The organism is Pseudomonas sp. MD195_PC81_125 (assembly GCF_014060985.1).
GTDB classification, from domain to species: Bacteria; Pseudomonadota; Gammaproteobacteria; order Pseudomonadales; family Pseudomonadaceae; genus Aquipseudomonas; species Aquipseudomonas parakoreensis.
Map to the genome: position 1 here is coordinate 1 of NZ_JABULD010000507.1, position 12,339 is coordinate 12,339.

At 60.6% G+C, this 12,339-nt stretch carries 9 protein-coding genes and 3 pseudogenes; 10 read left to right on the forward strand and 2 right to left on the reverse strand.

Features of this window, described 5'->3' with window-relative positions; genetic code table 11:
- The first annotated feature begins 10 nt into the window (after positions 1-10).
- From HT737_RS20200 to hisC, 7 genes and pseudogenes are all read left to right on the forward strand, one after another.
- The gene (locus tag HT737_RS20200; protein ID WP_306287241.1) at positions 11-601 is read left to right on the forward strand and encodes a phospholipid-binding protein MlaC; all 591 of its coding nucleotides are present in this window, start codon (positions 11-13) and stop codon (positions 599-601) included.
- Positions 598-903 carry a lipid asymmetry maintenance protein MlaB gene (locus tag HT737_RS20205; RefSeq protein ID WP_041072857.1) on the forward strand — a complete coding sequence of 102 codons (306 nt, stop codon included), beginning with the start codon at positions 598-600 and terminating at the stop codon, positions 901-903. Before HT737_RS20200 ends, HT737_RS20205 begins: the two co-directional genes overlap by 4 nt.
- A 116-nt stretch (positions 904-1,019) precedes the next feature.
- On the forward strand, positions 1,020-1,259 hold the full coding sequence (locus HT737_RS20210; RefSeq protein ID WP_007953556.1) for a BolA family protein: 240 nt from the start codon (positions 1,020-1,022) through the stop codon (positions 1,257-1,259).
- A 22-nt stretch (positions 1,260-1,281) separates the two neighbouring features.
- Positions 1,282-2,548 (forward strand): annotated as a pseudogene (gene murA / locus HT737_RS20215) (UDP-N-acetylglucosamine 1-carboxyvinyltransferase).
- Between the two features lie 126 nt (positions 2,549-2,674).
- A complete protein-coding gene (gene hisG / locus HT737_RS20220; protein ID WP_041072861.1) occupies positions 2,675-3,310 on the forward strand; it encodes an ATP phosphoribosyltransferase in 636 nt (211 codons plus the stop codon).
- Positions 3,311-3,435: 125 nt separating this feature from the next.
- The gene (hisD, locus tag HT737_RS20225) at positions 3,436-4,761 is read left to right on the forward strand and encodes a histidinol dehydrogenase (RefSeq protein WP_095667485.1); all 1,326 of its coding nucleotides are present in this window, start codon (positions 3,436-3,438) and stop codon (positions 4,759-4,761) included.
- A gap of 2 nt (positions 4,762-4,763) precedes the next feature.
- The gene (gene hisC, locus HT737_RS20230; protein WP_182403862.1) at positions 4,764-5,816 is read left to right on the forward strand and encodes a histidinol-phosphate transaminase; all 1,053 of its coding nucleotides are present in this window, start codon (positions 4,764-4,766) and stop codon (positions 5,814-5,816) included.
- Between the two features lie 122 nt (positions 5,817-5,938).
- Here the strand turns inward: hisC and algW are convergent, their stop codons facing one another.
- On the reverse strand, positions 5,939-7,093 hold the full coding sequence (gene algW, locus HT737_RS20235) for a Do family serine endopeptidase AlgW (protein ID WP_041072868.1): 1,155 nt from the start codon (positions 7,091-7,093) through the stop codon (positions 5,939-5,941).
- Between the two features lie 103 nt (positions 7,094-7,196).
- On the opposite strand from algW, the gene HT737_RS20240 reads away from it, so the two are divergent.
- The 3 genes and pseudogenes from HT737_RS20240 to cysN all read left to right on the forward strand — a co-directional run bounded on the left by HT737_RS20240 (position 7,197) and on the right by cysN (position 10,961).
- On the forward strand, positions 7,197-7,955 hold the full coding sequence (locus tag HT737_RS20240) for a Nif3-like dinuclear metal center hexameric protein (protein ID WP_047291328.1): 759 nt from the start codon (positions 7,197-7,199) through the stop codon (positions 7,953-7,955).
- A 180-nt stretch (positions 7,956-8,135) separates the two neighbouring features.
- A pseudogene (gene cysD / locus HT737_RS20245) lies at positions 8,136-9,054 on the forward strand (sulfate adenylyltransferase subunit CysD).
- A 9-nt stretch (positions 9,055-9,063) separates the two neighbouring features.
- Positions 9,064-10,961 (forward strand): annotated as a pseudogene (cysN, locus tag HT737_RS20250) (sulfate adenylyltransferase subunit CysN).
- 608 nt (positions 10,962-11,569) lie between these two features.
- Here the strand turns inward: cysN and HT737_RS20255 are convergent.
- Positions 11,570-12,339: acyltransferase (locus HT737_RS20255; RefSeq protein WP_182403866.1), on the reverse strand; the 770-nt coding region annotated here is incomplete at its 5' end.

Consider the following 12,339-nt stretch of genomic DNA (forward strand, 5'->3'; position numbering starts at 1 on the left):
CTGGCTAACGCTGCGCCCCGGGCAATCGGCGCACGATCTGGTTCAGGACACCACGAACCGGATGCTGGCCGACCTGTCGGCCAACAAAGCGAAATACAAGCAGGATCCGGCTGATTTCTATGCCGCGTTGAACAACATCGTCGGCCCGGTAGTGGATGCCGAGGGCATTTCCAAGAGCATCATGACGGTCAAGTATTCGCGCAAGGCCACGCCTGCGCAGATGCAGACCTTCCAGGAAAACTTCAAGAAAGGCCTGTTCCAGTTCTACGGCAATGCCTTGCTCGAATACAACAATCAGGGCATCACGGTTGATCCGGCCAAGGATGAATCGGGCGATCGCACCAGCGTCGGCATGACCGTCAAGGGCAGCAACGGCGCGATCTATCCGGTGCAGTACACGCTGGAGAAGATCAACGGCGAGTGGAAGCTGCGCAACGTGATCATTAACGGCATCAACATTGGCAAGCTGTTCCGTGATCAGTTCGCGGATGCGATGCAGCGCAATGGCAACGATCTGGACAAGACCATCAACAATTGGGCTGGCGAAGTGGCCAAGGCCAAGGAAACCACCGAGAAAGCTGCCGAGAAGCCAGCGCAATGAATGAGGCGGCAGTTCGTATGAGTGATGTCGACGAGCTATTGCTCAGCGGAGTGCTGGACTATCGCACAGGCCCCGACCTGCGCAAGGAAGGCCAGGCGCTGATCAAGTCCAGCAAGGCGGCATCGCTGGTGATTGATTGTTCGGCAGTGAAGAAGTCCAGCAGCGTCGGCTTGTCCTTGCTGCTGTGCTTCATGCGCGATGCCCGGGCGGCCGGCAAGGCCGTCAGCATCCGCGCGATGCCGGAAGACATGCGCGAAATCGCTCAGGTCAGCGAACTGACCGAGTTGCTGGCGCACCCCTGAACCCGCATCGACAAACAAGCCCCCCGTCAGAGTCCTGCCAATGCGGGGTTCGCAGGCGCGGGGCTTTTTTGTATGATGTCCGACCCGTGCGCACAGGGCGCCGATTGAGGTTGAGCATGCAGGCCGTAGAAGTGAAGAGCTTCCTTGAAGGAAAGCTGCCAGGAACGCAGGTGGAAGTTGAAGGCGAAGGCTGCAACTTCCAGCTGAACGTGATTAGTGATGAACTGGCGGCGTTGAGCCCGGTCAAGCGTCAGCAAAGCATCTATGCCCATTTGAACCCTTGGATCGCTGATGGCAGCATCCACGCGGTCACTATGAAATTTTTCAGCAGCGCGGCCTGGGCCGAGCGCACCTGAGCCCTAGGGCGTCGAGATTCTTATGGATAAATTGATTATTACCGGTGGCGTTCGTCTTGATGGCGAAATCCGTATCTCCGGGGCGAAGAACTCCGCCCTGCCGATTCTGGCCGCCACCCTGCTGTGCGATGGCCCGGTGACCGTTGGCAACCTGCCGCACCTGCACGACATCACCACCATGATCGAGCTGTTCGGTCGCATGGGCATCGAGCCTGTGATCGACGAGAAACTCAGCGTTGAAATCGACCCACGCACCATCAAGACCCTGATCGCGCCGTACGAACTGGTGAAAACCATGCGTGCCTCGATCCTGGTTCTGGGGCCGATGGTTGCCCGTTTCGGTGAAGCCGAAGTCGCCCTGCCTGGCGGTTGCGCCATCGGTTCGCGCCCGGTTGACCTGCACATCCGTGGTCTTGAAGCCATGGGCGCGGTGATCGACGTCGAAGGCGGCTACATCAAGGCCAAGGCGCCTGAAGGCGGCCTGCGCGGCGCAAGCTTCTTCTTCGATACCGTCAGTGTGACCGGTACCGAAAACATCATGATGGCTGCAGCCCTCGCCAAGGGTCGCAGCGTGCTGCAGAACGCTGCGCGCGAGCCGGAAGTGGTTGACCTGGCGAACTTCCTCAACGCCATGGGCGCCAAGGTTTCCGGCGCTGGTACCGACACCATTACCATCGATGGCGTCGAGCGCCTGGGCTCGTGCTTCTACAAAGTCATGCCTGACCGTATCGAAACCGGCACCTACCTGGTGGCCGCAGCGGTCACCGGTGGCCGTGTGAAGGTCAAGGACACCGATCCGACCATCCTCGAAGCCGTTCTGGAAAAGCTCCGTGAAGCCGGCGCTGAAGTCACCAGCGGTGAAGACTGGATCGAGCTGAACATGCACGGCAAGCGCCCGAAAGCGGTCAACGTGCGCACGGCACCGTATCCAGCGTTCCCGACCGACATGCAGGCGCAGTTCATCTCGCTCAACGCCATTGCCGAAGGCACCGGTGCGGTAATCGAGACGATCTTCGAAAACCGTTTCATGCACGTGTACGAACTGCACCGCATGGGCGCCAAAATCCAGGTCGAAGGCAACACTGCGATCGTCACCGGTACTGAAGTGCTGAAGGGCGCGCCAGTGATGGCCACCGACCTGCGTGCTTCGGCGAGTCTGGTCATCTCGGCCCTGGTGGCCGAAGGCGATACCCTGATCGACCGCATCTACCACATCGACCGTGGTTACGAGTGCATCGAAGAAAAAACTGCAGATGCTGGGCGCCAAGATCCGTCGCGTTCCGGGCTAGTCGCTGCACTGGGCACAGGGAGGTGTCCACTGAATTTGTTTCGAGTCGAGCCGGTATCCGGCTCGATGTGTGTCCGGCGCCGATTGCGACCGGACATGAGTACCTTGATAAGGACTGACGTTTCCCATGTTGACCATCGCACTGTCCAAGGGCCGCATCCTTGACGATACCCTGCCGCTTCTCGCTGAAGCCGGCATCGTGCCGACCGAGAATCCGGACAAGAGCCGCAAACTGATCATCCCCACCACTCAGGATGACGTACGTCTGTTGATCGTGCGTGCCACCGACGTGCCGACCTATGTCGAGCATGGCGCGGCCGACCTCGGCGTCGCCGGTAAAGACGTGCTGATGGAATACACCGGCCAGGGCCTCTACGAGCCGCTGGATCTGCAGATTGCCCAGTGCAAGCTGATGACGGCCGGCAAGATCGGCGCAGCCGAGCCCAAGGGCCGTTTGCGCGTGGCGACCAAGTTCGTCAACGTTGCCAAGCGCTACTACGCCGAGCAGGGCCGTCAGGTCGACATCATCAAGCTCTACGGCTCGATGGAGCTGGCGCCGCTGATCGGTCTGGCCGACAAGATCATCGACGTGGTCGACACCGGCAACACACTGCGCGCCAACGGCCTGGAACCTCAGGAACTGATCGCGACGATCAGCTCGCGCCTGGTGGTCAACAAGGCTTCGATGAAGATGCAACACGCCCGAATCCAGGCGTTGATCGATACCCTGCGCACGGCAGTGGAATCGCGACACCGCGGCTGATGTACCTGCGCGACCTTGAGTCGCGCCCGTCTATCCGCCTCATAGCCAGAATCTCAGGTGCCCAAGCGGAAACGACTGCTAAGTTAGGGCGCCTGAGTTTTTGCCATTCCTATGAGGCTCTCGCTATGACCGCACCGACTGCAATTCGCCGACTCAACGCTGCTGACCCGGATTTCGCGCATCATCTGGATCATCTGCTGAGCTGGGAAAGTGTGTCTGACGACTCGGTCAATCAGCGCGTGCTGGACATCATCAAGGCGGTGCGCGAACGCGGTGACGCCGCGCTGGTCGAGTTCACCCAGAAATTCGACGGTCTCGAAGTCGCCTCGATGGCTGACCTGATCCTGCCGCGCGAGCGTCTGGAACTGGCCCTGACTCGCATCACCGTGGCACAGCGCGAAGCGCTGGAAAAAGCCGCGGCGCGGGTGCGCAGCTACCACGAAAAACAGAAACAGGACTCCTGGAGCTACACCGAGGCCGACGGCACCGTGCTCGGCCAGAAGGTTACGCCGCTGGATCGCGCCGGCCTGTACGTGCCGGGCGGCAAGGCGTCATACCCGTCGTCGGTGTTGATGAACGCGATTCCGGCCAAGGTTGCCGGCGTGGCCGAAGTGGTCATGGTGGTGCCGACCCCGCGCGGTGAAATCAATGAGCTGGTGCTGGCGGCGGCGTGCATTGCCGGCGTTGACCGGGTGTTCACCATTGGCGGCGCACAAGCGGTTGCCGCACTGGCTTACGGCACCGAAAGCGTGCCGCAGGTGGACAAAGTGGTCGGCCCGGGCAACATCTATGTCGCCACTGCCAAACGCCACGTATTCGGTCAGGTCGGCATCGACATGATCGCCGGCCCCTCGGAAATTCTCGTAGTGTGCGACGGCCAGACCGATCCGGACTGGATCGCCATGGACCTGTTCTCCCAGGCCGAGCACGACGAAGACGCGCAGGCGATTCTGGTCAGTCCCGACGCCGAGTTCCTCGACAAGGTCGCGGCGAGCATCGACAAACTGCTGCCGACCATGGACCGCGCGGCCATCATCGAAACTTCGATCAATGGTCGCGGTGCGCTGATTCACGTGCGTGACATGGCGCAAGCCATCGAAGTCGCCAACCGCATCGCCCCGGAACATCTAGAGCTGTCGGTCGCTGACCCACAAGCGTGGTTGCCGCAGATCCGTCACGCCGGCGCGATCTTCATGGGCCGTCACACCTCCGAGGCGCTGGGCGACTACTGCGCCGGCCCGAACCACGTGCTGCCAACCTCCGGCACTGCGCGGTTCTCCTCGCCACTGGGGGTGTACGACTTCCAGAAACGTTCGTCGATCATCTTCTGCTCCGAGGCCGGTGCTTCCGAGCTGGGCAAGACCGCGTCCGTGCTGGCCCGTGGCGAATCCCTGAGCGCGCACGCCCGCAGTGCCGAATACCGCATCAAAGACGAAGTGAAGGGGAATTGAACATGAGTAAATTCTGGAGCCCGTTCGTCAAGGATCTGGTGCCGTATGTGCCGGGCGAACAGCCGAAGCTGACCAGACTGGTCAAGCTCAACACCAACGAAAACCCTTACGGCCCGTCGCCCAAAGCCCTGGCGGCGATGCAGACCGAGCTCAACGACAATCTGCGCCTGTACCCGGACCCGAACAGCGATCTGCTGAAAACCGCCGTCGCCCACTACTACGGCGTGCAGAGCAATCAGGTGTTCCTCGGCAACGGTTCGGACGAAGTGCTCGCGCACATTTTCCACGGTCTGCTGCAACACGAGCAGCCGCTGCTGTTTCCGGACATCAGCTACAGCTTCTATCCGGTGTATTGCGGTCTGTACGGCATCCAGTTCGACGCCGTGCCGCTGGACGCACAGTTCCAGATCAACCCGGCGGACTACGCCAAACCCAACGGCGGGATCATTTTCCCCAACCCGAACGCACCGACCGGTTGCCTGCTGGCACTGGAAGCGGTCGAGCAGATCCTCCAGGCCAGCCCGGATTCGGTGGTCGTGGTGGATGAGGCCTACATCGACTTCGGCGGCGAAACGGCGATCAGCCTGGTGGATCGTTATCCGAACCTGCTGGTGACCCAGACCCTGTCCAAGTCGCGCTCGCTGGCCGGACTGCGTGTCGGCCTGGCGGTGGGTCATCCGGATCTGATCGAAGCGCTGGAGCGAATCAAAAACAGCTTCAACTCCTATCCGCTGGATCGTCTGGCGATTGTCGGGGCGGCGGCCGCGTTCGAGGATCGCGAGTACTTCGACAAGACGTGCCGTCTGGTCATCGAAAGTCGCGAGTGGGTCATTGCGCAGTTGCAGGCCAAGGGTTTCGAAGTGCTGCCGTCGGCGGCGAACTTCATCTTTGCCCGTCACCCGCAACACGATGCGGCAGGGCTGGCGGCCAGGCTGCGCGAGCAGGGCGTGATCGTGCGTCACTTCAAGCAGGAGCGGATTGCCCAGTTCCTGCGGATTTCGATCGGTACGCCGGAGCAGAATCAGGCGCTGATCGACGGCCTCGGCGACCTCTAAACCGCCGCTGAACCTGTGGGAGCGAGCCTGCTCGCGAAAGCGCTTGGCCATTCAATAACGATGTTGAATGTGCCGGCCTCTTCGCGAGCAAGCTCGCTCCCACAGTGTTTTTGGGTTGGTGTTTACTCTTCTTCCTTGACCGGCGCCGGCGGTGGACGCAGGCCGATTTCCGCGGTCAGCTTGAGCTCCTTGCCATTGCGCATCACTTGAATCGTGACCTTGTCAGTCGGCTTGATCCGCGCCACCTGGTTCATCGACTTGCGGCCATCACCCGCCGGTTCGCCGTCGATACTCAGAATCACGTCACCCAGCTGCAGGCCGGCCTTCTGTGCCGGGCCATCGCGGAAGATTCCCGCCACGACAATTCCCGGACGCCCGGACAGGCCAAACGACTCGGCCAGCTCCTGAGTCAGCGGCTGCACTTCAATACCGAGCCAGCCACGTATCACCTGACCGTGCTCGATGATCGACTTCATCACTTCCATCGCCAGTTTCACCGGGATCGCAAAACCGATGCCCTGCGAGCCGCCGGACTTGGAGAAGATCGCGGTGTTGATGCCGGTGAGGTTGCCGTTGGCATCGACCAGTGCGCCGCCGGAGTTGCCCGGGTTGATCGCCGCGTCGGTCTGGATGAAGTCTTCGTAGTTGTTCAGGCCCAACTGGTTGCGCCCGGTGGCGCTGATGATGCCCATGGTCACGGTCTGGCCGACGCCGAACGGGTTGCCGATGGCCAGCGCGACGTCGCCGATACGGATGTTGTCGGAGCGGCCGACGGTGATCGCCGGGAGGTTTTTCAGGTCAATCTTCAGCACCGCGAGGTCGGTTTCCGGGTCGCTGCCGATGACGCGGGCGAGGGTTTCGCGCCCATCCTTGAGTGCCACCACGATCTGATCGGCGCCGGTGGTTACGTGGTTGTTGGTCAGGATGTAGCCTTCCGGGCTCATGATCACGCCGGAACCGAGGCTCGATTCCATGCGTTTCTGCTTCGGCGAGTTGTCACCGAAGAAGCGCCGGAACTGTGGGTCCTCAAACAGCGGGTGCGCCGGTTTGTTGATGACTTTGGTGGTGTAGAGGTTGACCACCGACGGTGCGGCGATGGTCACCGCGTCGGCATAGGACACCGGGCCCTGCTGCACACTGGTGGTTTGCGGGGCCTGTTGCAGGTTGACGTCGAGGCTCGGAAGCCCGACCCACTGCGGGTAACGCTGAATAATCAACAGAGCGATAAGCACGCCGGCCAACAGCGGCCAGCCAAAAAAACGCAGCGCCTTGAGCATTAAGCACGTCCTGGAAAAGTTGCAGGCGGGGGCAGACCGCCGATAATGTCGCGCATTATACGAGGCCGCGCGCGCCTCTGAACGGGATATTTAGGAGTCTTTCATGGCTGTCGCCCTCAGCACCCTGGTCGAAGAAGCCGACCGTTACCTCGGCAGTGCGAAAATCGCCGATTATTGCCCCAATGGCCTGCAGGTCGAAGGTCGTCCGCAGGTGATGCGCATTGTCAGTGGCGTCACCGCCAGTCAGGCCTTGCTCGATGCTGCAGTGGAAGCCGAAGCCGATCTGATACTCGTGCATCACGGCTATTTCTGGAAAGGCGAAAACCCGTGCATCACCGGCATGAAGCAGCGCCGCCTGAAGACCCTGCTCAAGCACGACATCAGTCTGCTCGCTTATCACCTGCCACTGGACCTGCACCCGGAGGTTGGCAACAACGTGCAACTGGCGCGTCAACTGGACATCACCGTCGAAGGGCCGTTGGACCCGGACAACCTGAAGATCGTCGGGCTGGTCGGCTCGTTGAACGAGCCCATGACCCCGCGTGATTTCGCGCGCAAGGTTCAGGATGTCATGGGGCGCGAGCCACTGCTGGTCGAAGGCAGTGCGATGATTCGCCGGGTCGGCTGGTGCACTGGTGGCGGGCAGGGCTATATCGATCAGGGCGTGGCGGCGGGCGTTGATCTGTTCCTCAGTGGCGAAGCCTCCGAGCAGACCTTCCACAGCGCCCGGGAAAACGACATCAGCTTCATCGCCGCCGGCCACCATGCCACCGAGCGCTATGGAGTGCAGGCGCTGGGCGACTACCTGGCAAAACGTTTTGCTCTGGAACACATCTTCATCGACTGCCCGAACCCGATCTGACGACTCCCGGCGAGCCTGATCTGAGATGCTGTCCTACAGGGTTAGTGGGGCAAACTGGTGGGCATATTCATATGCCCTTTCGATCTAGTTGGCGTCCTGATTAGAAGAGGGCGCTGTGCTAGGATTCCCCGCTCGAACACGGCCCGCTGGCCGTTCATAAGAAAGCTTTCGTGAGTAGCCATGGTCGACAAACTGACGCATCTGAAACAGCTGGAGGCGGAAAGCATCCACATCATCCGCGAGGTGGCCGCCGAGTTCGACAACCCGGTGATGCTGTACTCCATCGGTAAAGACTCCGCCGTGATGCTGCACCTGGCACGCAAGGCGTTCTTCCCGGGCAAACTGCCGTTTCCGGTGATGCACGTCGACACTCGCTGGAAATTCCAGGAGATGTACAAGTTCCGCGACAAGATGGTCGAAGAGCTGGGCCTGGACCTGATCACCCACATCAACCCCGATGGCGTGGCGCAGAACATCAACCCGTTCACCCATGGCAGCGCCAAGCACACCGACATCATGAAGACCGAGGGCCTGAAGCAGGCACTCGACAAGCATGGTTTCGACGCCGCGTTCGGTGGTGCCCGTCGTGACGAAGAGAAGTCCCGCGCCAAGGAGCGCGTGTATTCGTTCCGCGACAGCAAGCATCGCTGGGACCCGAAGAATCAGCGTCCGGAGCTGTGGAACGTCTACAACGGCAAGGTCAACAAGGGCGAATCCATTCGTGTGTTCCCGTTGTCGAACTGGACCGAACTGGACATCTGGCAGTACATCTACCTCGAAGGCATCCCGATCGTGCCGCTGTACTTCGCCGCCGAACGCGAAGTGATCGAGAAGAACGGCACCCTGATCATGATCGACGACGAGCGCATCCTTGAGCATCTGTCCGACGAGGACAAGGCGCGTATCGTCAAAAAGAAAGTGCGTTTCCGTACCCTTGGCTGCTACCCGTTGACGGGCGCGGTGGAGTCCGAGGCCGAAAGCCTCACGGACATCATTCAGGAAATGCTCCTGACGCGAACTTCCGAGCGCCAGGGCCGGGTCATCGACCACGATGGCGCCGGCTCGATGGAAGATAAAAAAACGTCAAGGCTATTTCTAAGGGGTTGTCATGTCGCACGCATCTGATTTGATCAGCGAGGACATCCTCGCCTACCTGGGCCAGCACGAACGTAAAGAGCTGCTGCGCTTTTTGACCTGCGGTAACGTCGACGACGGCAAAAGTACCCTGATCGGGCGCCTGCTGCACGACTCCAAGATGATCTACGAAGATCATCTGGAAGCCATTACCCGCGATTCGAAGAAAGTCGGCACCACCGGTGACGACATCGACCTGGCATTGCTGGTCGACGGCCTGCAGGCCGAGCGTGAGCAGGGCATCACCATTGATGTCGCCTACCGCTATTTCTCCACCGCCAAGCGCAAGTTCATCATCGCCGACACCCCCGGCCATGAGCAGTACACCCGCAACATGGCCACCGGTGCATCCACCTGTGACCTGGCGATCATTCTGGTCGATGCCCGTTACGGCGTGCAGACCCAGACCCGTCGCCACAGCTTCATCGCCTCGTTGCTCGGCATCAAGCACATCGTCGTCGCATCAACAAGATGGACCTGAAAGACTTCGATGAAGGCGTGTTCGAGTCGATCAAGGCCGACTACCTGAAGTTCGCCGAAGGCTTGAAGATGAAGCCGACCAGCATGCACTTCGTGCCGATGTCTGCTCTCAAGGGCGACAACGTGGTGAACAAGTCCGAGCGCTCGCCGTGGTACACGGGCCAGTCGCTGATGGAAATTCTCGAGACCGTGGAGGTGTCGGGCGATCGCAACTTCACCGATCTGCGCTTCCCGGTGCAATACGTCAACCGTCCGAACCTGAACTTCCGCGGCTTCGCCGGCACCCTCGCCAGCGGCATCGTGCACAAGGGCGACGAAGTGGTGGTGCTGCCGTCGGGCAAGAGCAGCCGTGTCAAATCCATCGTTACCTTCGAAGGTGAGCTGGAGCAGGCCGGTCCTGGTCAAGCGGTGACGCTGACCATGGAAGACGAAATCGACATCTCCCGTGGCGACTTGCTGGTGCATGCCGACAACGTGCCGCCGGTCACCGACAGCTTCGAAGCGATGCTGGTGTGGATGGCTGAAGAGCCGATGTTGCCGGGCAAGAAATACGACATCAAGCGCGCCACCAGTTACGTGCCCGGCTCGATTGCCAGCATCGTCAACAAGGTCGACGTCAACACCCTTGAAGAAGGTCCGGCGAGCGCGTTGCAGCTCAACGAAATCGGCAAGGTGAAGGTCGCGCTCGACGCGCCGATCGCCCTCGACGGTTACGACAGCAACCGCACCACCGGCGCGTTCATCGTTATTGATCGTCTGACCAACGGCACCGTTGGCGCCGGCATGATCGTCGCTCAGCCACTGAGCCACGGCACGGCCACCCACCACGGCAAACTGGCCCACGTTGCTACCGAAGAACGTGCCCAGCGCTTTGGCCAGCAACCGGCTACCGTGCTGTTCAGCGGTCTGTCGGGCGCGGGCAAGAGCACGCTGGCCTATGCGGTCGAGCGCAAGTTGTTCGACATGGGCCGTGCGGTGTTTGTGCTGGATGGTCAGAATCTGCGTCACGACCTGAACAAAGGTCTGCCGCAGGATCGTGCCGGTCGTACCGAGAACTGGCGTCGTGCCGCACATGTGGCGCGTCAGTTCAACGAAGCCGGTCTGTTGACCCTGGCGGCGTTTGTTGCGCCGAGTGCTGAAGGTCGCGAGCAGGCCAGGGAGCTGATCGGCAAGGAGCGTCTGCTGACGGTTTATGTGCAGGCTTCGCCGGCGGTGTGTGCCGAGCGTGATCCGCAAGGCTTGTATGCTGCGGGTGGCGATAATATTCCGGGTGAGTCGTTCCCGTATGACGTGCCGCTGAATGCCGATCTGGTGATCGACACGCAGTCGCTGTCGCTGGAAGAGAGCGTCAAGCAGGTGTTGGATCTGCTGCGCAAGCGTGGCGCGATTTAAGCGTTAGCCGGAAATGAAAGGCCCGCGGATGAGTGATCATCGGCGGGCTTTTTTATTGGGGGCGATTTGGTTTTCGGCGATGGCGGCTTTTGGGCCGACCATGCTCTTGTTGATTGAGTACATATCCGTTGCTGCGGTAACGGCTGCTTAGGGTTTCGCCCTTACGGCGAGTCACCTTTTCCAAACGCCGAAAAGGTAACCCAAAAGGCTTGCTCCTGCGTTCGGCCCGCTCGCTGGGGCTCGGGGTCCCTTCGCTGCGGGATTGATCCGGGGGGCAGCGCCTACGGTTTGCTTCGCTGCACCTCCTCTCGCTGTGTTTGGCTGCGCCAAACGGTCGCTGCGCTCCCACCCCCGGATCAATCCCTTCGCTCAGCCTTCCGACGTCGCCCGTGGATCAAGATCAAGAGCTGCAGCCGAGCTTGCGCTCATCCTGGAGTGGGGCGGCATGCGCCGCGTGCGGGTTGTATTATCTTCCCTGTAGGAGCTGCCGCAGGTGCGATCTTTTGATCTTGTTTTTGTGGGAGCTGGCCTGCCAGCGATGGCGCTATGTCATTCACCAGTGATGCTTGCTGATCTCGGCCATCGCCAGCAGGCCAGCTCCCACAAGGTTAGTGCCGGTTCGGGAATTCGCGGTGCATCTGCTCCAGCAGCGCATCCTTGTCCTGCCACAGCTGGTTGATCCAGCCCTGAAACTGCAGACGGTATTCGCCGTCCTGGTCGTAGTTCTTGCCGATGAAGGCCGGCGGGATTTTCAGTTCTTCAAAGTGCACCACCACGTCGCGCACGTTGCCGCACAACAGATCCCAGAACCCTGGACGCCCGCCCGGGTAGTGGATGGTCACGTTGACGATCGACTCCAGTTGCTCACCCATCGCGTCCAGCACAAAGGCGATGCCGCCAGCCTTGGGCTTGAGCAGGTATTTAAACGGTGATTGCTGCTGCGCGTGCTTGCCTTCGGTGAAGCGTGTGCCTTCGACAAAGTTGAAAATCCCCACCGGGTTGTCGCGAAACTTCGCGCAGGTCTTGCGCGTGGTTTCCAGGTCTTTGCCTTTCTTCTCCGGGTGTTTTTCCAGATAGGCCTTGGAGTAGCGTTTCATGAACGGAAAGCCCAGCGCCCACCACGCAAGGCCAATCACCGGGACCCAGATCAGCTCCTGCTTGAGGAAGAATTTCAGTGGCTGGATGCGCCGGTTGAGCACGTATTGCAGCACCAGAATGTCGACCCAGCTCTGGTGGTTGCTGGTGATCAAATACGAGTGTTTGTAATCCAGGCCTTGCAAGCCGCTGATGTGCCAGCGGGTGCGGCGTACCAGGTTCATCCAGCCCTTGTTGTTACTGATCCAGGCTTCGTGGGTGTGGCTCATCAGCCACAGCGAGG

Excerpts from the sequence above, each read along its gene's own strand:
- HT737_RS20205 (WP_041072857.1), top strand. The coding sequence starts at position 598 with ATGAATGAGGCGGCAGTTCGTATGAGTGATGTCGACGAGCTATTGCTC.
- HT737_RS20210 (WP_007953556.1), top strand. The coding sequence starts at position 1,020 with ATGCAGGCCGTAGAAGTGAAGAGCTTCCTTGAAGGAAAGCTGCCAGGA.
- hisG (WP_041072861.1), top strand. The coding sequence starts at position 2,675 with ATGTTGACCATCGCACTGTCCAAGGGCCGCATCCTTGACGATACCCTG.
- hisD (WP_095667485.1), top strand. The coding sequence starts at position 3,436 with ATGACCGCACCGACTGCAATTCGCCGACTCAACGCTGCTGACCCGGAT.
- hisC (WP_182403862.1), top strand. The coding sequence starts at position 4,764 with ATGAGTAAATTCTGGAGCCCGTTCGTCAAGGATCTGGTGCCGTATGTG.
- algW (WP_041072868.1), bottom strand. The coding sequence starts at position 7,093 with ATGCTCAAGGCGCTGCGTTTTTTTGGCTGGCCGCTGTTGGCCGGCGTG.
- HT737_RS20240 (WP_047291328.1), top strand. The coding sequence starts at position 7,197 with ATGGCTGTCGCCCTCAGCACCCTGGTCGAAGAAGCCGACCGTTACCTC.